At 46.4% G+C, this 22,281-nt stretch carries 22 protein-coding genes; 10 read left to right on the top strand and 12 right to left on the bottom strand.

Annotated features, from left to right (window positions below; translation table 11 throughout):
* Window positions 1-83 precede the first annotated feature (83 nt).
* The 3 genes from AACQ79_RS15045 to argC form a co-directional block, all read right to left on the bottom strand.
* Window positions 84-1,307 carry an argininosuccinate synthase gene (locus AACQ79_RS15045; RefSeq protein ID WP_017043213.1) on the bottom strand — a complete coding sequence of 408 codons (1,224 nt, stop codon included), beginning with the start codon at window positions 1,305-1,307 and terminating at the stop codon, window positions 84-86.
* A gap of 93 nt (window positions 1,308-1,400) precedes the next feature.
* Entirely contained in the window at window positions 1,401-2,192 is a 792-nt protein-coding gene (argB, locus tag AACQ79_RS15050) for an acetylglutamate kinase (RefSeq protein WP_010317663.1), read from the bottom strand.
* 23 nt (window positions 2,193-2,215) lie between these two features.
* Window positions 2,216-3,217 (bottom strand): N-acetyl-gamma-glutamyl-phosphate reductase, encoded by a 1,002-nt coding sequence (gene argC / locus AACQ79_RS15055; protein WP_017049213.1) that lies wholly within the window; start codon window positions 3,215-3,217, stop codon window positions 2,216-2,218.
* Window positions 3,218-3,372: 155 nt separating this feature from the next.
* Between argC and argE the strand changes: the two genes are divergently transcribed.
* From argE to AACQ79_RS15070, 3 genes are all read left to right on the top strand, one after another.
* The gene (argE, locus tag AACQ79_RS15060) at window positions 3,373-4,509 is read left to right on the top strand and encodes an acetylornithine deacetylase (protein WP_170899316.1); all 1,137 of its coding nucleotides are present in this window, start codon (window positions 3,373-3,375) and stop codon (window positions 4,507-4,509) included.
* 232 nt (window positions 4,510-4,741) lie between these two features.
* On the top strand, window positions 4,742-7,375 hold the full coding sequence (ppc, locus tag AACQ79_RS15065) for a phosphoenolpyruvate carboxylase (RefSeq protein WP_170899317.1): 2,634 nt from the start codon (window positions 4,742-4,744) through the stop codon (window positions 7,373-7,375).
* Window positions 7,376-7,741: 366 nt separating this feature from the next.
* Window positions 7,742-8,281, top strand: a complete 540-nt coding sequence (locus AACQ79_RS15070) for a PadR family transcriptional regulator (protein ID WP_249339205.1) — start codon at window positions 7,742-7,744, stop codon at window positions 8,279-8,281.
* 62 nt (window positions 8,282-8,343) lie between these two features.
* Here the strand turns inward: AACQ79_RS15070 and cysE are convergent, their stop codons facing one another.
* The 5 genes from cysE to epmA form a co-directional block, all read right to left on the bottom strand.
* Window positions 8,344-9,165, bottom strand: a complete 822-nt coding sequence (gene cysE / locus AACQ79_RS15075; protein ID WP_010317654.1) for a serine O-acetyltransferase — start codon at window positions 9,163-9,165, stop codon at window positions 8,344-8,346.
* Between the two features lie 86 nt (window positions 9,166-9,251).
* Entirely contained in the window at window positions 9,252-10,310 is a 1,059-nt protein-coding gene (gene gpsA / locus AACQ79_RS15080) for an NAD(P)H-dependent glycerol-3-phosphate dehydrogenase (RefSeq protein ID WP_017043209.1), read from the bottom strand.
* A gap of 181 nt (window positions 10,311-10,491) precedes the next feature.
* A complete protein-coding gene (gene secB, locus AACQ79_RS15085; protein ID WP_013855870.1) occupies window positions 10,492-10,959 on the bottom strand; it encodes a protein-export chaperone SecB in 468 nt (155 codons plus the stop codon).
* A 167-nt stretch (window positions 10,960-11,126) separates the two neighbouring features.
* Window positions 11,127-11,561, bottom strand: a complete 435-nt coding sequence (locus tag AACQ79_RS15090; protein WP_010317649.1) for a rhodanese-like domain-containing protein — start codon at window positions 11,559-11,561, stop codon at window positions 11,127-11,129.
* Between the two features lie 156 nt (window positions 11,562-11,717).
* Entirely contained in the window at window positions 11,718-12,692 is a 975-nt protein-coding gene (epmA, locus tag AACQ79_RS15095; RefSeq protein WP_170899319.1) for an elongation factor P--(R)-beta-lysine ligase, read from the bottom strand.
* A gap of 244 nt (window positions 12,693-12,936) precedes the next feature.
* Between epmA and frdA the strand changes: the two genes are divergently transcribed.
* Genes frdA through frdD form a run of 4 tightly spaced genes read left to right on the top strand, consistent with a single transcriptional unit; the run spans window position 12,937 to window position 16,285 of the window.
* Complete coding sequence (gene frdA / locus AACQ79_RS15100; RefSeq protein WP_013855868.1) at window positions 12,937-14,751, top strand: fumarate reductase (quinol) flavoprotein subunit; 1,815 nt, start codon at window positions 12,937-12,939, stop codon at window positions 14,749-14,751.
* The gene (locus tag AACQ79_RS15105; protein WP_017046770.1) at window positions 14,751-15,509 is read left to right on the top strand and encodes a succinate dehydrogenase/fumarate reductase iron-sulfur subunit; all 759 of its coding nucleotides are present in this window, start codon (window positions 14,751-14,753) and stop codon (window positions 15,507-15,509) included. Before frdA ends, AACQ79_RS15105 begins: the two co-directional genes overlap by 1 nt.
* A gap of 2 nt (window positions 15,510-15,511) precedes the next feature.
* A complete protein-coding gene (gene frdC, locus AACQ79_RS15110; RefSeq protein ID WP_017043204.1) occupies window positions 15,512-15,895 on the top strand; it encodes a fumarate reductase subunit FrdC in 384 nt (127 codons plus the stop codon).
* Window positions 15,896-15,907: 12 nt separating this feature from the next.
* Window positions 15,908-16,285: a fumarate reductase subunit FrdD gene (frdD, locus tag AACQ79_RS15115; protein ID WP_170899320.1), complete on the top strand. Its 378-nt coding sequence runs from the start codon at window positions 15,908-15,910 to the stop codon at window positions 16,283-16,285.
* A gap of 124 nt (window positions 16,286-16,409) precedes the next feature.
* Here the strand turns inward: frdD and efp are convergent, their stop codons facing one another.
* A complete protein-coding gene (efp, locus tag AACQ79_RS15120) occupies window positions 16,410-16,976 on the bottom strand; it encodes an elongation factor P (RefSeq protein WP_017043203.1) in 567 nt (188 codons plus the stop codon).
* A 33-nt stretch (window positions 16,977-17,009) separates the two neighbouring features.
* Here efp and epmB point away from each other — a divergent pair, with 33 nt between their 5' ends.
* Window positions 17,010-18,032 (top strand): EF-P beta-lysylation protein EpmB, encoded by a 1,023-nt coding sequence (gene epmB / locus AACQ79_RS15125; RefSeq protein ID WP_170899321.1) that lies wholly within the window; start codon window positions 17,010-17,012, stop codon window positions 18,030-18,032.
* Between the two features lie 72 nt (window positions 18,033-18,104).
* Window positions 18,105-18,578 (top strand): MgtC/SapB family protein, encoded by a 474-nt coding sequence (locus AACQ79_RS15130; RefSeq protein ID WP_013855863.1) that lies wholly within the window; start codon window positions 18,105-18,107, stop codon window positions 18,576-18,578.
* Between the two features lie 49 nt (window positions 18,579-18,627).
* On the opposite strand, the gene AACQ79_RS15135 is transcribed toward AACQ79_RS15130, so the two are convergent.
* From AACQ79_RS15135 to AACQ79_RS15145, 3 genes are all read right to left on the bottom strand, one after another.
* Entirely contained in the window at window positions 18,628-19,185 is a 558-nt protein-coding gene (locus AACQ79_RS15135) for a VC2662 family protein (RefSeq protein ID WP_026027420.1), read from the bottom strand.
* Window positions 19,186-19,375: 190 nt separating this feature from the next.
* On the bottom strand, window positions 19,376-21,010 hold the full coding sequence (gene groL, locus AACQ79_RS15140) for a chaperonin GroEL (protein WP_013855861.1): 1,635 nt from the start codon (window positions 21,008-21,010) through the stop codon (window positions 19,376-19,378).
* A 69-nt stretch (window positions 21,011-21,079) separates the two neighbouring features.
* Window positions 21,080-21,370 carry a co-chaperone GroES gene (locus AACQ79_RS15145; RefSeq protein ID WP_010317634.1) on the bottom strand — a complete coding sequence of 97 codons (291 nt, stop codon included), beginning with the start codon at window positions 21,368-21,370 and terminating at the stop codon, window positions 21,080-21,082.
* Between the two features lie 252 nt (window positions 21,371-21,622).
* On the opposite strand from AACQ79_RS15145, the gene AACQ79_RS15150 reads away from it, so the two are divergent.
* A complete protein-coding gene (locus AACQ79_RS15150; protein WP_170899322.1) occupies window positions 21,623-22,240 on the top strand; it encodes a helix-turn-helix transcriptional regulator in 618 nt (205 codons plus the stop codon).
* The last annotated feature ends 41 nt before the right edge of the window (window positions 22,241-22,281 follow it).

Here is a 22,281-nt window from a genome sequence, read left to right on the forward strand (position 1 = left end):
ATTGCTCAATCATTTTTATAATAAAGATCGCTACTAGAGCGATCTTTTATTGTTATTTTTGTGTCTCTACCTTGGGTGTTAACCTAGGCTTTATTCTTCTTCGCTTCGTTCAACGCTCTGATCCGGCTTGCCAACGAATAGAGACGAATGAAGCCGCCTGCGTGGCTTTGGTCATACACAACATCTTCACCAAAGGTCGCAAACTCTTCCGAGTACAAGCTGTTTTCCGAACGTTTTTGCGTCACTGTCGCTTGCCCTTTGTAAAGCTTCACAACCACTTCACCATTAACATCCTGTGCCAGCTCATCGGCTGCAGCCATGATGGATTTACGCAGCGGAGTGAACCAACGGCCATCGTATACAAGATGCGACGCTTTGACACCCAGTTCTTCACGAAATTCGAATGAGGCTTTATCGAGCACTAACTGCTCAACAGCACGCAACGCTTCCATCATGATGGTGCCTCCTGGGGTTTCATAACAACCACGAGACTTCATACCAACCAAACGGTTTTCGACGATGTCGATACGACCAACTCCGTGTTTAGAGCCTTTCTCATTAAGGTAAACGAGTGCGTTGTAAGGCGTCATCAGTTCACCATCGACGCCAACGACTTCGCCTTTCGCGACCTGCAGTGTGACAAACTCTGGCTCATTTGGCGCTTGCTCTGGATCTACTGTCCATACCCAGCAATCCTCATTAGGGGCGTTCCAAGTACTCTCAAGCACGCCACCTTCGGTCGAAATGTGCCACGCGTTCGCATCACGCGAGTAAATTTTCGTCAATGAAGCGGCGCAAGGAATGTTACGCTCAGCAAGGAAATCAAGACACTCTTCACGACTCACGATGTCCCACTCACGCCAAGGGGCAATCACATGTAAATCAGGCGCTAGGGCTGCAAACGCACCTTCAAAACGCACTTGGTCATTACCTTTCCCCGTACAGCCGTGACACAGCGCATCAGCACCCACTTTACGCGCCACTTCAACTTGAGCTTTGGCAATGATTGGGCGAGCCATTGACGTCCCAAGCAGGTATTTACCTTCGTAATAAGCACCTGTTTTTAGTGTTGGGTAGATGTATTCAGCGACCATCTCTTCTTTAAGATCGACCACATAACACTCTGACGCGCCAGACGCTTTCGCTTTCTCTTCAATGCCGACCAATTCTTCTTCACCTTGGCCGACATCGGCAACAAAGGCAACCACTTCACAATCGTAGTTTTCTTTTAACCACGGAATGATTACCGAGGTATCTAGACCGCCAGAGTATGCGACAACGACTTTATTGACTTGAACCTTGCTCATCTTACTTTCTCCATTTCCCGGCGCTGCGCTTGGCGGTCAGTGCTCTGGGTGATTAATTACTTACAGCTGTTATCAACAACTGATTAAATACGTTTATTGAGGTAAAAATTGGGTCCCGATACTTTCGCCCGCAAACAATTTGCTGAGCTTATCTGGGTAACGCCATGTCGCCACTTCAATCGGGCGACCTAAATCATTTGCCGCTTCCAGCGCCGCTTTCACTTTGACAATCATGCCATCCGTGATCACTTTGCCTTTAATGAGCGCATTGGCCTGCTGCTCATTGAGGCTCGACAACAAATGGCCTTTGCCATCCAGCACACCGCTCACATCGGAAAGCAGAACGAGCTCTGCGTCCAATGCGCCAGCCACTGCAACGGCTGCTTGATCGGCGTTGACATTCATCATTTGGCCATCAGCAGTCAGGCCAATCGAGCTGATAATAGGCAAACCACCAGCGGCTAAAATCGCTTGCACGATTTGTGAATCACCAGGAGAAGCCTTGCCCACTGCGCCGAGTTCTGGATCCAACTCTTCGACTTTGCATAACCCGCCATCAGCGAGCGATAAACCAACCGCATTTAAGCCATCTTTAATCGCTTGCCCTTGCAGCATTTTGTTGGCTGTTCCAGCCAGCGCGCCTGCAATCAGCGGAATTTGGTCATAAGGCGTGACACGCAAACCTTCTTTCTTCACGGTTTTTAGTTGTAATTTCGCCATCAGGTCATCGACGAGATAACCGCCCCCGTGCACGATGACAATTCGTCGCTGAGCTTGGGCTTGATACAGTGCGATTGCGCCAAACAGTTTGCTTAGCGTTTCAGAACAAGACAGCGCCGCGCCGCCTAACTTAATCACTAATGGATTTTGCTTTGTATCTGTCATATTTAACCCTTACGCTTGGTGCGTTACACCAAAGCCGTTAGCTCAGAAAAACCGTAATGAATATTTAAACACTGCATCGCTTGGCTCGATGCCCCCTTTAATAAATTATCGATCGCGGACACGACGATAATATGCTCACCTTGCACTCGCCAACCGAGGTCGCAAAATGGTGTAAATTCAACATCTTTGATGCTCGGCAAGGTTGATTTGAGCCGAACCGCTGGTTTGTTAGCGTACGCCTTCTCAAAAGCATGGCTGACTTGTTGCTCTGAAATACCTGATGCAAGCTTCATCGTCACGGTGGCCAAAATACCGCGTTTGAAATTCCCTAAGTGAGGCGTAAAAATCACATCACATCCTAAATGGGCGACGATTTCAGGTTGGTGGCGATGAGTAAACACGCCGTATGGCTGTAAACTCACTTCACAAAAACTGTTGGTTAATGTCGCTTTTCTGCCCGCGCCTGTGACACCGCTGGTGGCATTAATCACCGGCCATTGAGTTGTATCTAACAAACCCGCTTCAACCAAAGGCTTTATCGCAAGTTGCGATGCGGTTGGATAGCAACCCGCAACAGCGATCAATTGGCTCTGCTTAATTGCCTCACAATTCCATTCCGCCAGTCCATAAACCGCGTTTTCTAACCATTTAGGGTGTTGATGTTTAAAACCATAGTAATTTTGGTAAAAATCATCACCTTTGACGCGAAAAGCACCAGAAAGGTCGAAAACTTGACAATTTTGCGCAAGAAAAATAGGCGCGAGATCATGGCTCACCTCATGAGCCGTAGCTAAAAACACCACATCACATTGGCTTGCAACGCTCACCGGATCCATTAATGGTTGTACCTGCATGTCGACAATACCGGAGAGTTTGCCATGCAGCTCAGCCATTGGTTTTCCAGCATCTAGGCTATTGGCGGAAACGTATAAACCTGATAGCGTGAGTTGTGGGTGTTTTTGCACCATATACGCCAACTCAGCGCCGGTATAACCGCTAGCTCCGATAATTGTGGTTTTCAACATCTCGTGACATCCAATTTCAAGGTAAAAAAGACAATCTAAAAATGACTATAAATTTCAAAAAAGACACTTAACTCGGTTTTTTATTCACACAAAGTGATTTAATATGTGTTTTACCTTCTCGCAATTACTCTGTCAATACTAGGAGCAAAGATAATATGCAATTACCCAGTTTTCTTGAGGTTTACCAAGGTCTGATTTCAACCTCTTCCATCAGCTCCACAGATGCTCGTTGGGACGAAGGTAACCAGAATGTGATTGATAAATTGGCAAGCTGGTTTTCCAGCTTAGGGTTTGTAGTCGACACCATTGAAGTCGCGCCGGGAAAATACAATTTAGTGGCGAAGAAAGGGTGCGGCGAAGGTGGCCTACTGCTCGCGGGGCACAGTGATACCGTTCCATTTGACGAAGGACGTTGGAATTTTGAACCACACGCGTTAACGCAAGCCAATGATCGTTTCTATGGCTTAGGCACGGCAGACATGAAAGGCTTTTTTGCTTTTATCTACGAAGCGGTGAAAAAAGTCGATTGGAGTAAACAGACTAAACCGCTGTATGTGTTGGCTACCTGTGATGAAGAAACCACTATGCTCGGCGCGCGTCATTTCACTGAACATGCACCATTTCAACCGGATTACTGCATTATTGGTGAGCCGACTAGCCTTGTGCCCATCCGCGGCCATAAAGGCCACGTAGCCAACGCTATTCGAGTGACAGGAAAATCGGGCCACTCGTCTGATCCAGCTCTGGGCGTAAATGCCATCGAAATCATGCATGAAGTGCTGTTCGCGTTAATGCAACTGCGCGACAAATTGATCAAAGAGTACCATCACCCAGGCTTTGCCATTCCTCACCCCACTTTAAACCTCGGCCATATCCACGGTGGCGATAGTCCAAACCGCATTTGTGGCTGCTGCGAATTGCATTACGATGTGCGCCCGCTGCCCGGCATGAGTCTAGATGGGCTCGATAACTTGCTGCGCAATGCACTGAATGAAGTCAGTGCAAAATGGCCCGGCCGCATTGAGATTACCGCGCTGCATGATGCGATTCCGGGTTATGAATGTCAGCATGATCACCCCTTTATTGGCAACATTGAAGAGATTTGCAATACCGCTTCACAAACCGTGAATTACTGTACTGAAGCACCGTTCTTACAACAATTATGCCCAACACTGGTACTCGGCCCAGGTTCGATCGATCAAGCGCATCAACCGGATGAATTCCTAGCGTTTGAATTTATTGATCCAACCATCTCGATTTTGTCCAAAGCAATGTATAAATACTGCTTCTAGCCTACCAAGCTTACTCAAGCGATAAATGCCTGACCGGGTTTCTACGGTCGGGCATTTTTGTAATAAAATTTCAGTAATTTACGCCAATTATTCACCAAATGATCACGTTCAATAACATTCAGCAATAATCGTAAAAATAGTCGGCTTTATTTGACTCTACAGGGATCTTTTCGCTAGATTGTGTACTTAGCAAGGAACAATGGATGTAATTTTTTTACAAGGCAGGATGACAATGAACGAAAAATACGCTGCGCTCAAAAGTAACGTGAGCATGCTTGGCCGTTTGCTGGGCAACACCATTCAGGACGCCCATGGTGACGTTATCTTAGAGAAAGTGGAAACCATCCGAAAACTTTCAAAATCAGCCCGTAATGGCAATCAAGCCGACCGAGACAGCTTGGTTGAAGAGATCAAAAACCTTCCCAATGAACAGCTCACCCCAGTAGCGCGGGCATTCAACCAATTTCTTAACTTAACCAACATGGCCGAGCAGTACCACACCATTTCACGTCACTGTGAAGAACATGTGTGTGAGCCTGATGCGATTAATTTACTGTTTACTAAACTGAATCAAAATAAAATCAGTAAATTGGATGCTGCTCAAGCGGTACGCGATCTCAATATCGAGTTAGTGCTAACGGCTCACCCAACCGAAATTACACGCCGCACGATGATCAACAAGCTTGTGAAAATTAACGAGTGTCTCTCCAAGCTTGAACTCAGTGACCTTTCATTTAAAGAGCGCCAAAAAACCGAACGCCGTTTAGAACAGTTGATCGCGCAAAGCTGGCATTCAGATGTGATTCGTAAGCAGCGCCCTACGCCACTGGATGAAGCAAAATGGGGCTTTGCGGTGGTGGAAAATTCTCTATGGCAAGCCGTGCCTGATTTTCTTCGTGAATTTGATGAGCACCTCACCAACTACTTAGGTGAAGGACTACCAATTGATGCACGCCCTGTGCATTTCTCTTCGTGGATGGGCGGCGACCGTGATGGTAACCCCTTTGTGACTCATAAAATCACCCGTGAAGTAATGCTGCTTTCTCGCTGGAAAGCGGCCGATCTCTACCTAGGTGATATCAATGAGCTGGTCAGCGAATTGTCGATGACCAAATGCAGTGACGCGCTACGCGATTTGGCTGGCATAGATGAACACGAACCTTATCGCGCTATTCTCAAACGCCTGCGTGAACTACTCAGCGAAACACTGGAAGTGTTGGATGCCAAGATCAATGGCCAACAACTGGCACGCAAAGCACCACTGCAAAATATCGCACAGTTGTGGGAACCGCTTTATGCCTGCTACCAATCTTTACATCAATGCGGCATGGGCGTCATTGCCGATGGCTCGCTGCTTGATACTCTGCGCCGGATTAAAGCGTTTGGTGTGCATCTTGTACGTTTGGACATTCGCCAAGAGAGCACTCGTCACTCTGATGTGATCTCCGAGCTCACCCTTTATTTAGGCATTGGTGATTATGACCAGTGGAGCGAGCAAGACAAAATTGCGTTTCTCACCAATGAGTTGAGCTCAAAACGTCCTTTGTTACCTCGTGACTGGCAGCCTTCAGAAGCGGTACAAGAGGTGATCGACACCTGTAAAATCGTTGCTTCTCAGCCTCGCGAAGCCTTTGGTGCTTATGTGATTTCGATGGCTCGTACCGCATCAGATGTACTTGCTGTACATCTATTGTTGCAAGAGTGTGGCTGCCCTTATCGCATGGACGTTTGTCCACTGTTCGAAACTTTGGATGATTTAAACAACGCAGAAACGGTGATCCGCCAACTAATGGGCATTGATCTCTATCGTGGCTTTATTCAAAACCACCAGATGGTGATGATTGGTTACTCCGATTCCGCTAAAGATGCAGGTGTAATGTCCGCCGGTTGGGCACAATACAGCGCGATGGAAGCTTTGGTTAATGTCAGTGAAGAGGCTGGAATTGAACTGACACTATTCCATGGACGTGGCGGCACCATTGGTCGCGGGGGCGCTCCAGCACATGCGGCACTGCTTTCACAACCACCCAAAAGCTTAAAAGGTGGCTTGCGTGTGACGGAGCAAGGCGAAATGATCCGCTTTAAGCTTGGTCTACCAGAAGTAGCGGTCAATAGTTTTACGATGTACGCCAGCGCCATTTTAGAAGCGAACCTGCTGCCACCACCAGAGCCAAAACAAGATTGGCGCGACTTAATGCAGGTATTGTCTGAGGTCTCTTGCGAAGCGTATCGCCATATTGTTCGCGGCGAGCCGGACTTTGTCCCGTACTTCCGCCAAGCAACGCCAGAGCTAGAGCTGGGTAAATTGCCGCTCGGTTCACGTCCGGCTAAACGCAACCCTAATGGTGGAGTCGAAAGCTTACGTGCAATCCCGTGGATCTTCTCTTGGAGCCAAAACCGCCTCGTGCTACCAGCCTGGCTAGGTGCGGGAGAAGCAATTCAGTTTTCTATCGATAAAGGACACCAAGCACTGCTGGAAGAGATGTGCCGTGAATGGCCATTTTTCTCAACGCGTTTGGGCATGCTAGAGATGGTTTACTCCAAGTGCAACATTGAAATCTCACGCTATTACGATGAACGCTTAGTCGATGAATCGTTACGCCCGCTCGGTGAGCGTTTGCGTTCTCAATTACAGAAAGACATCAAAGCGGTGTTAAATGTAGAAAACAATGAGAACTTGATGCAAAGCGATCCTTGGGGTCAAGAGTCAATCCGTTTGCGCAATATCTATGTTGAGCCATTAAATATGCTGCAAGCAGAGCTGTTGTACCGCACTCGCAAAACCGAAACCGCACCAGCAGAGTTAGAAGAAGCCTTAATGGTGACTATCGCGGGTATTGCAGCAGGAATGCGTAACACAGGCTAAGTAACAGCATTTTGTTTCACAAACTAGCTAAAAGGCCGCCTCTGTGCGGCTTTTTATTTTAAATCACAAAAATTATTGAGCATATTATCAGTTTTTTAAGCTAAACTAACAAAGTATTCTACTTTATGCTTATTATTTAGATATACTACTGCTCCTCTGCGGTAGCATACAAACATAACAAATCGCAGGTCGATATGCGTCACGCATATAATCCTAGGTGATAAACGGCTTTTTAAGGTGACACAACCCACTCCGTCAATAGAACGGTGGGTGTTGCTTAAACTCATTCATGATTGATGCCATCAGAAGCACAACACGAGTTTGAGCAAGTTGTTTTTGAGTTTATTAACCATTTGGATTAAAGACATGTCATTACCACACGTTATCCTCACTGTTTTGAGCACTCGCGATGCCACAGGGTACGACATCACAAAAGAGTTCTCTTCGAGCATTGGCTATTTTTGGAAAGCCAGCCACCAACAAGTTTACCGCGAACTGAATAAAATGGGTCAACAAGGCCTAGTCACTTGTGTATTAGAACCGCAAGATGGCAAGCCAGATCGTAAAGTTTACTCCATCACCGATGCAGGTCGCAGCGCTTTAGGTGAATGGTTTGACCAACCTACAGCTCACCCAACCGTACGTGATGAATTTAGCGCTAAATTGATCGCTTGCGCGGTACAACCAGCAACACCTTACCGAATTCAACTGGGTGAATTGGTTGAAGAATCGAAAAAACTGGTTGCTCACTACAAAGAGATTGAGTCTGCGTACTATGCAATACCAGCTACCCTCGATAAGCTACAGCGCCTTGAGCGTCTAACACTACGCCGCAACCTACTGGTTCGCCAAGCGTGGGTTGATTGGGCTGAAGAGGTGCTTGCTGAACTCGATGCAATGGCTTAATGCCAACCATAAAAAAGGGTGATGCTCTGTGAGCATCACCCTTTTTGTTTTCCGCGACCAAATCAAATACCATCACCGGCAATGAAACTTTGAGAACGGCCATTAAATTGTTGGTCCATATCTAACGAAGGCTTATCGGTTTGCGGACGACCGACAATTTTGGCTGGCACTCCAGCGACGGTAGTGTGCGGAGGCACCGCTTGCAATACCACCGAACAAGAACCAATTTTCGCCCCTTCGCCCACTTCAATATTACCGAGAATTTTGGCACCCGCGCCAATCATCACGCCTTCACGAATTTTCGGGTGGCGATCGCCGCACTCTTTACCCGTTCCGCCTAGCGTTACATCTTGTAAAATAGAGACATCATTCTCCACCACCGCGGTTTCACCGATCACAATGCCCGTAGCATGGTCAAGCATGATGCCGCGACCAATACGTGCTGCAGGATGGATGTCCACTTGGCAAGCTACCGAGATTTGGTTTTGAAAATAGGTAGCCAACGCCACTCGACCTTGCTTCCATAACCAGTTCGCGACGCGATAGCCTTGTAAGGCATGGTAGCCCTTGAGATAAAGTAGAGGCATTGAAAACATAGATACCGCGGGGTCACGATTGACAGTCGCGCAGATGTCACACGCCGCCGCTTCCATAATGCTGGGGTCTGCGGCAAATGCCTCTTCGACCACTTCACGCACCGCCATCGCTGGCATTGAGGCCGTATTCAGCTTATTGGCAAGAATGTAGCTCAAGGCCGAGCTTAAACTATCATGCTTAATAATAGTGGCATGATAAAAACTAGCCAGCATCGGTTCTTGCTCTGACTGCTCGCGCGCCTCTTTGACTATGGCTTGCCACACTTTGAGTTTTTCGCAATGTTTCATCGTTGGTTGATCACCCTTCCTCATCCAATCTCTAGAGCGTCAATGTAGATTGCTAATAGGCTTTGTGCCTAATCATGAGCAATGAATTAGCGTTCTGCTTTTTTATCACGAGCCAGCAAATCTTGTGCTGCAACACGCGCATCTTTTCCTTGATACAGCACTTGATAGATTTGATCAACTATTGGCATTTCAACCTCCATGCGCGCCGCTAATAACCACACCTCTTTGGTGTTGCGATAACCTTCAACCACTTGGCCAATTTCTTGCTGCGCCGTATCCACATCTTTTCCTTGTCCCAGCGCCAAACCAAAGCGGCGGTTACGTGATTGGTTATCGGTGCAAGTGAGTACTAAGTCACCCAATCCGGCCATCCCCATAAAGGTTTCAGGCTGAGCACCTAACGCTGCACCCAAACGGCACATTTCGGCCAGACCGCGCGTAATCAATGCAGTACGCGCATTCGCACCAAAGCCAATCCCATCGGACATGCCAGCGCCAATCGCAATCACGTTTTTAACCGCACCACCTAGCTGCATGCCAATAAAATCACTATTGGCGTAAACGCGGAAAGTTTTGCTGCAGTGAATTTTGCCTTGCAGATCTTCGACAAACTGCGCGTCAGGCGAAGCAACAGAAATTGCGGTAGGCATTCCCATCGCCAACTCTTTAGCAAAAGTCGGCCCAGATAACACTGCCAATGAATAGCGCTCGCCAATGGTGTCATAGGCCACATCCATCAGTAACCGGCCCGTTTCAGGTTCAAGCCCTTTGGTTGCCCAACAAATACGGGAATCATCACGTAAGTGAGGCTTTAAACTATTCATAACAAGGCCAAATACGTGGCTCGGAACTACAACCAACAAATCGCGGCTCGCTTGTACCGCTTTTTTCAAATCGGTTTCCACAATCAGCGAATCGGGAAAATCAATACCGGGTAAAAATTCTTGGTTAGCACGATCAGCGTCAAGACGAGCCATATGCTTAGCATCGTGTCCCCAAAGGACAACATTAGCACCGTTACGTGCTAAAGAAATCGCCAGAGATGTGCCGTAAGAACCCGCACCAACTACTGTCATGGTGATCGCTTTACCGTAAATACTGTTAGGATCTGTCATTGTTTCGTCCATTGCTATTCGTGTTGTCATGTTATACCTAAATTCCTTCCGATACAGCTTTCAATACGGAGTAACAAGGAACGGAGGTATTGGCATTCGAAATAAACAAAAAATGCACAACGCACCATCATTATCTGGGATGCTTTGTGCATTTTTTATCATCAAAGTCTGACGTGGAACGCCAACGTTAATGATCTCACGTCATTAACGATTAAGCTTCTGCTTGCTCGCCTTGAGTCGCTTGTTGTTGTAGGTAGTTCATGAACAATGCATCAAAGTTCACTGGTGCAAGGTTAAGTTGTGGGAATGTCCCTTTAACAACTAAGCTAGAAATCGTTTCACGTGCATATGGGAACAGAATGTTCGGGCAGAATGCACCTAAACAATGGGCAAGTTGACCCGCTTCCATTTTTTCAGCAGTAAAAATACCACCTTGTTGCACTTCGCATAAGAACGCGATTTCTTCCGCGTTTTTCACTGTCACTGTTAGGCGTAATACGACTTCATACACACCTTCACCCAGATCACGACTTTGAGTGTCAAGATCCAACTTCACATCTGGATTCCACTCTTTTTGGAACATAACAGGTGAGTTTGGCGCTTCAAAAGAGACATCTTTTAGAAAGATACGTTGAATTGCGAAATTTTGTTGTGCTGTTTGTTGTGCGGCTTCAGCCATGATTAAATCCTTAAATACTTACAAATTCAGTGTTGCTTTTAGACTAACCGAGCTGATTTCGAATGACTAGATGAGCTCACGATTACGTGGAAAACATCACAACTCTTAGCATCAAATGCTGGCTTTTCAGCCAGCACACTCAGTTCAAGATAACCGCGATCAGTGAATTATTTATTGCCACGAACCAATGGCAAGTTCGCTTCATTCCAAGCTACAAGACCATTTTTCAGTAAATTCACATTCTCAAACCCAGCTTTGGCAAGCAGGTTGGCACTCTCTTGCGCGGTTTGACCCGTTTTACATACCACAATGATTGGGTCAGACTTGTGCTTTTCAAGGCTAGCCAAGTTACCGGATTTAATATCTGACGGTAAAATGTGAACCGCATCGGTAATATGGCCTTTTTTAAATTCATCTTTCGTGCGGATATCGACAACAACACCGTTTTCACGATTCATTAAAAGCGTCGTTTGTGAAGCGGTGATCTCTTTATAGGCTGCCGTGGTTGATTTCACGATGCTCATGATTAAGGCGACGAGAATACCTACCCATGCCAAAGATAGAATCATATTGTGTTGGAAAAATTCGATGTACTCTTGCATATTCTGTGCTCTTGCAATGTGGGCTTAAAATCAGACAAGGAGTATAACGAGGTTGTCAGCCAGACGCGAGGGCTTACATTGCATAATAAGAAACTGTTGCCGTTTTTCAGCGCGCTCATCGCACTACAAGCGCGCAATCCACATCAGCTTAAAAGCTTAAGCTATCGGAAAAGGAAAAGCCGTCACGTTATCAATATGATCTTGGCCTAACGCCAGCATAATCAAGCGATCAATACCAAGCGCTACTCCTGAACATTCAGGTAAGCCAGCCTCTAACGCTGCTATCAAGTGGTAATCAATCGGCTGTTCGACCAGCCCCATCGTTTTACGCTTTTGGTTATCCGCTTCAAAACGAGCCAGTTGCTCTTGTGGGTTGTCCAGCTCATGAAAACCATTCGCAAGTTCAATCCCTTTGAAATAGACCTCAAAGCGCTCCGCAACACGATGATCTTGCGGGTTAATCTTAGCTAGTGCCGCTTGTGATGCAGGAAAATCGTAAACAAAAACGGGTACCTGTTGACCAATTTCCGCCTCAACACCGACACTAAATAGCAGTTGCAGTAAGGTATCTCTATCCTCTTCTGGCTCAGCAATGTCACTTAGACCTAATCGGCTCGCAGCCGCTTTTAACTCGTTCATTGAGCCTTCTAACGGACAAACCCCAAGTACCTGTAAAAATGCTTGTTGGTAGCTCATCTTCTGCGCCGCTCCACACTGCAAAATAAGTTGCAGCAATTGATCCATCTCATCCATTAAATCATGGTGAGTAAAACCAACCCGATACCACTCTAACATCGTAAATTCTGGGTTGTGATAGCGGCCATTTTCCTCGTTGCGAAACGCTTTATTGATCTGATAAATCGAACCACTCCCCGCCGCCAAAAGTCGTTTCATATGAAACTCAGGGCTGGTCATTAAATAAAGTTGACGGCCATCAGCATACCCTGGGCCAACAAATTGGGTTTGGAAGGTTTGCAAATGAATGTCGGTTACCGTGGCATGACTCATGGCTGGTGTATCGACTTCCAATACATCTCGTAGTTCAAAGAAATGGCGGATCTGCTTGAGTAACTGAGCACGCTGTTTGAGTTGTGATATTGATGCGGTTGGCATCCAGTTTTTTCTATTCATGTTCTGGCACACATAAGTTTGGATGATATGAATTTTACTGACTTAAAGCGCAATTCCAAATTCTAACGTGATTATTATCACACAAAGAAAAATAAGTATGCTCGCGCTTGCACTTCCGAAGCAAAAACCTAACAGAATCAATTTTTTCCTTACACAGCTCTTCTACACTACCCGTACCACTTAAGGCTTACGAACCTTTAACTATAACAAGCGGATTTTCCGCATCACACACCGGAGGATAACTGTGCAAATTATCACCACAGATATCGCAGTCATCGGCGCAGGCGGCGCTGGTCTTCGCACTGCAATTGCAGCCGCTGAAGCAAACCCTGATTTAGAAGTTGCTCTGATTTCTAAAGTTTATCCTATGCGATCTCATACGGTTGCAGCGGAAGGAGGCTCAGCAGCAGTTATCAAGGAAGAAGATAGCCTTGACAACCACTTCAACGATACCGTTGGTGGTGGAGATTGGCTATGTGAACAGGATGTTGTTGAATATTTTGTGGCCAACTCGACCCGCGAGATGGTGCAAATGGAACAGTGGGGTTGCCCATGGAGCCGTAAAGAAAATGGCGAAGTCAACGTACGCCGTTTTGGTGGCATGAAAGTCGAGCGTACTTGGTTTGCGGCTGACAAAACAGGCTTCCACATGCTTCACACCCTCTTCCAAACTTCAATGAAGTACCCACAAATCAATCGATTTGATGAGTATTTCGTGGTGGATCTACTTGTTGAAGATGGCGAAGTTCAAGGGCTTATCGCGATTCATATGTCCGAAGGTGAGCTAGTAACCATCAAAGCGAAATCCGTGGTATTAGCCACTGGTGGCGCCGGCCGTGTGTACCACTGCAACACCAACGGCGGCATTGTAACCGGCGATGGTATGGCGATGGCTTATCGTCATGGCGTCCCTCTACGCGATATGGAGTTCGTGCAATACCACCCAACTGGCCTACCTGGCACGGGTATTTTGATGACGGAAGGTTGCCGCGGTGAAGGTGGTATCATCGTCAATAAAAATGGCTATCGTTATCTGCAAGATTACGGTATGGGCCCAGAAACTCCAGTGGGTCAGCCTAAAAACAAATACATGGAACTCGGTCCTCGCGACAAAGTTTCTCAAGCTTTCTGGCATGAACAACAAAAAGGCAACACCATCAAACATCCGCTTGGTGATGTGGTGCTGCTTGATCTTCGCCACCTTGGTGAAGAGTACTTACAAGAGCGTTTGCCGTTTATCTGCGAATTGGCGAAAGCTTACGTCAACGTTGATCCAGCAAAAGAGCCGATCCCAATTCGTCCAACCGTACACTACACCATGGGTGGTATCGAAACGGATGGACAATGTGAAACGCGCATCAAAGGTCTGTTTGCTGTCGGCGAATGTGCCTCGGTTGGCTTGCATGGTGCAAACCGTTTGGGTTCTAACTCGTTAGCTGAATTTGTGGTTTTTGGCCGCGTTGCGGGTGAAAGTGCAGTGAAACGCGCAGCGGAATTCAAAGGTTGGAACGATGAATCTATCGCCAAACAAGTCAAAGCCGTAGAAGAGCGTATTGCAGCGTTAATGAACCAAGAAGGTGATGAAAACTGGGCCACCATTCGCACTGAGATGGGTCACACCATGGAAGCGGGTTGTGGTATCTACCGCCAAGAAGATTTAATGCAAGCGACGATTGATAAAATCACCGAGCTAAAAGCACGCTACAAGAACATTAGCATTAAAGATAAAGGCAAAGTGTTCAACACCGACCTTCTGTACGCTATCGAAGTCGGTTATGGCCTTGAAGTGGCTGAAGCTATGGTTCACTCAGCTATCTTGCGTAAAGAATCTCGCGGTGCGCATCAGCGTTTAGACGAAGGTTGTACTGAGCGTGATGATGTGAACTACCTCAAGCACTCTTTAGCTTTCTATCAACCTGATGCTGCTCCAAGTATCGACTACAGCGCAGTTAAGATCACGAAATCTCAGCCGAAAGCTCGTCTCTATGGTGAAGCGGCAGAACAGGCTGCCGCTGCGGAAAAAGCGGCAGAAGAGAAAAGCGCAGAGGAGCAAAAATAATGTCAGCAAATCGCATTCAAAAAGTAGACATTTTGCGCTACGACCCAGAAAAAGACGCTAAACCACGCCTGCAAGCGTTTGAAGTTCCCTTTGATGACACCATGTCAGTGCTCGACGCGATTGGCTACATCAAAGATAACCTCGATAAGGACCTTTCTTATCGCTGGTCTTGCCGTATGGCGATCTGCGGTTCGTGTGGTGTGATGGTCAATGGCGTACCTAAATTGGCTTGTAAGAGCTTCCTGCGCGATTACCCCAATGGCGTGAAAATTGAACCTTTAGCCAACTTCCCAATTGAAAAAGATTTGATCGTGGATATGACTTCGTTTATCGAGCGTCTTGAAGCCATTAAACCCTACATCATTGGCAACGATCGCAAACCTGAAGATGGCACCAACTTACAAACGCCAGAGCAAATGGCCAAATACAAACAATTTGCTGGTTGTATTAACTGCGGTCTTTGCTACGCGGCCTGCCCTCAGTTCGGTTTGAACCCTGAGTTTATTGGCCCCGCAGCATTAACCCTTGCTCACCGCTACAACTTAGATAGCCGTGACCATGGTAAAGCCGAGCGTATGAAGCTCATCAATGGTGATAACGGTGCTTGGGGTTGTACCTTTGTTGGTTACTGCTCTGAAGTGTGTCCAAAACACGTTGATCCAGCAGCAGCCGTCAACCAAGGCAAAGTTGAGTCTTCAATGGACTTCGTGATTGCCATGCTAAAACCTGACGGTTCACCAAAGAAAGTGGAGGGATAAGGATGAGTAACCGTAAACCTTACGTTCGTGAAATGACACGTACTTGGTGGAAAGATCACCCATTCTACCGCTTCTACATGTTGCGTGAAGCCACGGTACTGCCACTGATATTCTTTACCTTATTCCTTACCTTTGGCTTGGGCTGCTTGGTTAAAGGCCCTGAAGCATGGGAAGGCTGGCTAAGCTTTATGGCAAACCCAATTGTGGTCGCAATCAATATTGTCGCGTTGGCGGGGAGTTTGCTGCATGCACAAACCTTCTTTAGCATGATGCCGCAAGTGATGCCAATCCGCTTGAAAGGTAAGCTAATCGACAAGAAAATCATCGTCTTAACTCAGTGGGCAGCGGTTGCGTTTATCTCACTGATTGTTCTCATCGTGGTGTAGGAGCTTATAGTCATGAACAACAATTATAAGGTAAATCGCACGCCAAAACGTTCTGATGAACCTATCTGGTGGGGGCTGTTTGGTGCCGGTGGAACATGGTTTGCGATGATTACCCCGATCACCATTCTCGTGTTGGGTATTTTAGCACCATTAGGCATTATCGATGCTGAAGCAGTGAGTTATGAACGCGTTTCGAGTTTTGCGACTAGCATCATCGGCGCACTGTTTATCATTGGCACATTAGCCTTACCGATGTGGCATGCCATGCACCGTGTCCACCACGGTATGCATGACCTAAAATTCCACACCGGTTTAGTGGGTAAAATCGCTTGTTATGCGTTTGCTGGGCTGATTTCCGCGCTCGCTGTCGTTTTTATCTTTATGATTTAAAGATAGAAAAGTGATGACATCAAAGAGCTGCCTCGGCAGCTCTTTTTTATTACGGCACTCACTCAGCTTTGGAGCAATAAAAAAGGCCGCTAACCGAGCGACCTTCTTACTTACTTTGAGGTGATTATTTGACTCGACCTACATATTCGCCAGAGCGGGTATCCACTTTGATCACTTCACCGATAGAGATGAACAGTGGCACACGTACCACAGCACCAGTGACCAACGTAGCGGGTTTACCACCCGTACCTTGCGTATCACCTTTCAAGCCCGGATCAGTTTCAGCCACTTCCAGTTCAACAAAGTTTGGTGGCGTTACCGCAATTGGGTTACCGTTCCAAAGCGTCAACATGCAGGTGTTGTTTTCCACTAGCCATTTTGCGCTTTCACCCACCGCTTTATTATCCGCCGCAATTTGCTCGAATGTTTCATTATTCATAAAGTGGTAGAATTCGCCGTCGTTATAGAGATAATCAAGGTCGATATCCATTACGTCAGCCGTTTCTACTGAATCACCTGACTTAAATGTTTTTTCCAACACTTTGCCAGAAAGAAGTTTACGGATTTTGACACGGTTGAAGGCTTGGCCTTTACCTGGTTTCACATATTCATTTTCGAGAATGACACAAGGCTCATTATCAAGCATAATTTTGAGACCGCCTTTAAATTCATTCGTGCTAACAGTAGCCATTTTTTCCTCTTACCATTCTTCGAGTTAAATTCAATGCCGCATATAATAACCCGAAAACTTGATTCTGTTGAGCAAAACTGGCTTCAACAATTAACGAATGCGATCTCAAACCCTGCCGAGCTTCTCCAGCAGTTAGAGATTGATCCTGCCCTTTGGCAAAACGGGTTTGCCGCACGCAAACTCTTCGCACTACGGGTGCCACAAAGTTTTGTCGATCGCATGGAAAAAGGAAACCCTTACGATCCCCTGTTGCGTCAAGTTTTGCCACTCAATGAAGAGTTTGAATGGCATGATGGGTACTCAAATGATCCACTTGATGAGCAAAACAATGCCATTCCGGGATTGCTGCATAAATACCGCAACCGAGTGCTAATGATAGTCAAAGGTGGTTGTGCGATTAACTGCCGTTACTGCTTTCGTCGTCATTTCCCCTACCAAGAGAATAAAGGCTCAAAGCAGGTGTGGCAGCAAAGTGTCGACTATATTGCTGCGCATCCCGAGCTCAATGAGGTCATTTTATCGGGCGGTGATCCGCTAATGGCGAAAGATGAAGAACTGCGTTGGCTCATCGATGCAATCAGCAGCGTGCCTCATATTAAACGATTGCGTATTCACTCGCGCTTACCCGTGGTGATCCCCGCTCGAATCACCAATGCATTGTGTGATTTACTGCGTGAAACTCGCTTACAAGTCATTTTGGTGACGCACATTAACCATGCCAATGAAATCAATCTAGAATTCAAACAGCAGATGAGTCGTCTGCGCGCCATCAATGTTACCTTACTCAACCAAGGTGTATTGTTAAAAGGTGTTAATGATAGCGTTGACGCGCAAGTCGCGCTCAGCGAAACGTTATTTGATGCAAGAATTTTGCCTTACTACTTGCATGTGCTGGATAAAGTGCAAGGCGCAGCGCACTTTTTTGTTAGTGATCAAAAAGCAAAAGAAATAATGGCAGGTGTCATTGAGCGAGTCTCGGGCTATCTTGTTGCTAAGCTAACTCGAGAAATCGGTGGCAGAGCCAGTAAAACGCCACTCGATCTGCATCTTGAGTAATTACAGAACTTCAAAAGAGCGGTTCGGTGTCAATCAACGAACTCTTACCTTCATACTTTTGGGAAAACCATCATGCAATCTCTCGGACAATTTCTTGATCTTAGTCCATTCAGTTGGTCTGCATTATTGTGCTGTGCTATCAATGGGTTACTGATTGGCGTTGAACGCCAAACCCGTGGCAAACCGGTGGGCATTCGCACATCAATATTAATCATCTCAGGGACTTACCTCTTTCTAGCGATGGCCGTATCACTGTCCCCTAACACCTTAGATCAAGCTCGCGTGCTTGGACAAATTATTACTGGGGTTGGTTTTTTAGGCGCAGGCGTGATGATGACTCAAGATGGGAAAATCCATGGCGTCACCTCAGCCGCTGTTATTTGGGTACTGGCATCACTGGGATTGATGATCGGTCTTGGTTACTTACAGCAATCCATCATTATCACGGTATTGGCATTGTGTGTGTTGTATGGCGTGGATAAGGTAGAAAATAGCTTTCAAAGTTTGCGCCGTGGTGTTCATCAACGCTTTCGTCGTCGTACATAAGGTGAAAAAAGAGCAGCTTGATGCTGCTCTTTCGATTTCAATTCATCGGCTATTTAGCAAAGTTGATGATAGGAAAACACTTAAAGAAACCGTTATCCGCACAGTTAATTAGACCAACCTGAACACCTTCAATTTTTGTGGTTTTGTTGAACAAACCCACTTGCACTTTCGATGTATCAGAGAAGTTTGCTGCACCAACATCAACCATGGTATTACCTTCAGAGTAGTTCACTAGACTGACGTTAGCACCTTGTACATTGTTGGTCAGATTCACTACACCCACGTTAGCACCCACGGTTTGCCCTGTATTCCAGTTTAACAAACCGAGTGAAGCACCAGTCATCTCTTGATTGACTTTCGATGCCCCTAAAAGACCTAAATTTACACCCGTCGTAGAGTCAGTTTCAGATAATCCAACAACGGCGAGATCTAAGCCTTTAACCTCATTCACTTTACCGTAAAGAGCCGCAACACGAACGCCTGATACCGCATTTTCATCCGGCGCATTGAAGTTATTGATGGAAGAAAACATAACTGGAGTGCCAGCCATCGCAACAGAAGAAGATAACGCAGCCACTACGGCTAGTGCTGAAAGTACTTTTTTCATAAAGATCTCCATTGACCAATGAAACCGTTAATATTTGGTTTGTTCACGCTATTCCACTCACATCATCACCAAATTGTGATCAGTGAAGAGACGAAGTCTAGAAGAGTCGGATCACTCAAACGTCAGGATTGAGCTAATTATGCGAAAAAAAACCGGAGGCAAGCTCCGGTTTCTTATTGAGAGAGGATGATTACATCATCCCTCCCATACCGCCCATGCCACCCATATCAGGCATTGCCGCTTCTTTCTTCGGTAGCTCAGTCACCATAGCTTCTGTGGTGATCATGAGGCCCGCGACTGAAGCTGCGAACTGTAGTGCACTACGAGTCACTTTGGTTGGATCCAAAATACCCATGTCGATCATATCGCCATATTCACCCGTCGCAGCGTTGTAACCATAGTTACCTTCACCAGCGCGAACATTGTTAGCCACAACAGAATCCTCTTCGCCCGCGTTTTTCACGATTTGACGAATTGGTGCTTCCATCGCACGTAGTGCAACACGAATACCTACGTTTTGCTCTTCGTTGTCACCTTCAAGGCCCGCAACTTTAGCAGCCGCACGGATCAGTGCAACACCACCACCCGCAACCACGCCTTCTTCAACGGCTGCGCGAGTTGCATGCAGTGCATCTTCTACACGATCTTTCTTCTCTTTCATTTCAACTTCAGTGGTTGCACCGACTTTGATCACTGCAACGCCACCTGCCAGTTTGGCCACGCGTTCTTGTAGTTTTTCTTTGTCGTAATCTGAAGTTGCGTCTTCAATTTGTTGACGAATTTGTGCAACGCGACCTTTAATGGCTTGCTCTTCACCTGCACCATCAATGATGGTGGTGTTTTCTTTAGTGATAGAGATACGTTTCGCTTGACCCAAATCTTCTAGTGTCACTTTTTCAAGCTCAAGACCGATCTCTTCAGAAATCACAGTACCGCCCGTTAGGGTAGCAATGTCTTGTAGCATCGCTTTACGGCGATCACCAAAACCAGGTGCTTTCACGGCAGCCACTTTTACAATGCCACGCATGTTGTTCACAACCAGCGTCGCCAATGCTTCACCTTCAACATCTTCCGCCACAATCAGTAGTGGACGAGAAGCTTTTGCTACCGCTTCAAGTGCAGGAAGCAGTTCGCGAATGTTAGAAATTTTCTTATCAACCAATAGGATGAATGGGCTATCTAGATCAACACTGCCCGCTTCTTGGTTATTAATGAAGTAAGGAGATAGGTAACCACGATCAAACTGCATGCCTTCCACTACATCGAGTTCATCTTGCAGTGCTTGGCCTTCTTCAACAGTGATAACGCCATCTCGGCCCACTTTTTCCATCGCTTCAGCAATGATGTTACCCACGCTTGAATCCGAGTTCGCAGAAATAGTACCCACTTGCGCAATCGCTTTAGTGTCTGAACAAGGTACTGAAAGCTCTTTCAACGCTTCAACCGCCGCCACGACAGCTTTGTCGATGCCACGCTTAAGATCCATTGGGTTCATACCCGCTGCTACAGCTTTCAAGCCTTCAGTGATGATCGCTTGCGCTAATACCGTTGCGGTTGTCGTTCCGTCACCCGCTGCATCGTTAGCTTGAGAAGCAACTTCTTTCACCATTTGTGCACCCATGTTCTGGAATTTGTCTTCCAGTTCAATTTCACGCGCAACAGTGACACCATCTTTGGTGATAATAGGTGAACCAAACGATTTATCTATCACAACGTTACGGCCTTTAGGGCCAAGGGTGACTTTTACTGCATCGGCTAGAATATTAACGCCTTCTAGCATTTTAATACGTGCATCGTTACCAAATTTAACGTCTTTAGCAGCCATCTTTAATTTCCTTTTCTAAATTCTGTTTTAATCAATCGTTTTTGAATCAGAGCAAAAATTACTCAATGCTTACTCGACAATCGCCATGATGTCGTTTTCAGACATAATGAGCACTTCTTTACCGTCGATCTTTTCCGTTTTAGTACCGTAGCTTTCTGCAAAAATAACCGTATCACCTACTTTGACATCCAGCGGTTGTACCGAACCATTTTCAAGGATTCGGCCTTTGCCTACTGCTAAGATGACGCCGCGAGTCGATTTCTCTGCAGCGGAACCTGTTAGAACAATGCCACCAGCAGATTTAGATTCAACTTCTTGGCGTTCAACGATAACTCGGTCGTGTAATGGACGAATGTTCATCGGTCGTCTCTCCTGATTAGATTTTCCGTTAGGTTTATGAAAAGGCTGATTACTCAGCTCGTGAGTGATATGTGGGGGAGCAAGCAAGGGATCCCAAGGGGGGAAAACGAAAATTTTGTGATCTATTTAACGAATTGATAGCGAATCTTGGTTCTGTGCTGACAAAAGTTACTAGCGGCTCATCCTGTATAGTCAATAATTTGCTTTATTAAGCTGCTTCTTCATAATAGATAAGGCAAACAGAGGAATGCGATGAAAACCATTGACCGAATACTTCAAACCATCAAACGCGATGGAGCGGTAACCGCTAAACGACTGGCCGACGACCTAGGAATTACCACCATGGGGGCTCGCCAGCACCTACAAAGTTTGGAAGATGATGGCATTGTGGCGTTTCATGATGTCAAAGTAAAAGTCGGACGCCCTACTCGACACTGGTCTTTGACACAACAAGGCCACGACCAATTTGCTGATCGGCATGGCGAGTTGATCATCCAAGTGATTGATGCTGTTGAGCACCTTTTTGGTAAAGAAGGACTAGCCAAAGTGGCGGCAGAACGTGAAGCTCACACATTAGCACAGTATCAACACACATTAATTGATTGCCACAGTTTAGAAGAAAAACTAGCTAAGCTAGTGACGCTTCGTGAGCAAGAAGGCTATATGGCAGAGCTCATACCATCAACGAACGGTTACACTTTAATTGAGAACCATTGCCCTATCTGTAAAGCTGCGGCACGCTGCCCTAATCTGTGCCAATCTGAACTTAATATTTTCCAAACGTTGATCGGTGAGCAATATGTAGTTGAGCGGAGCGAACACATCATTATGGGTGAGCGTCGCTGCCGTTATCAAATCACACCACGCTAAGATCGTCTCATTAGTAAGAAATGGCGATTTCGTTCCAACTC

Source organism: Vibrio sp. 3-2(1), from assembly GCF_963887575.1.
Lineage (GTDB): Bacteria > Pseudomonadota > Gammaproteobacteria > Enterobacterales > Vibrionaceae > Vibrio > Vibrio anguillarum.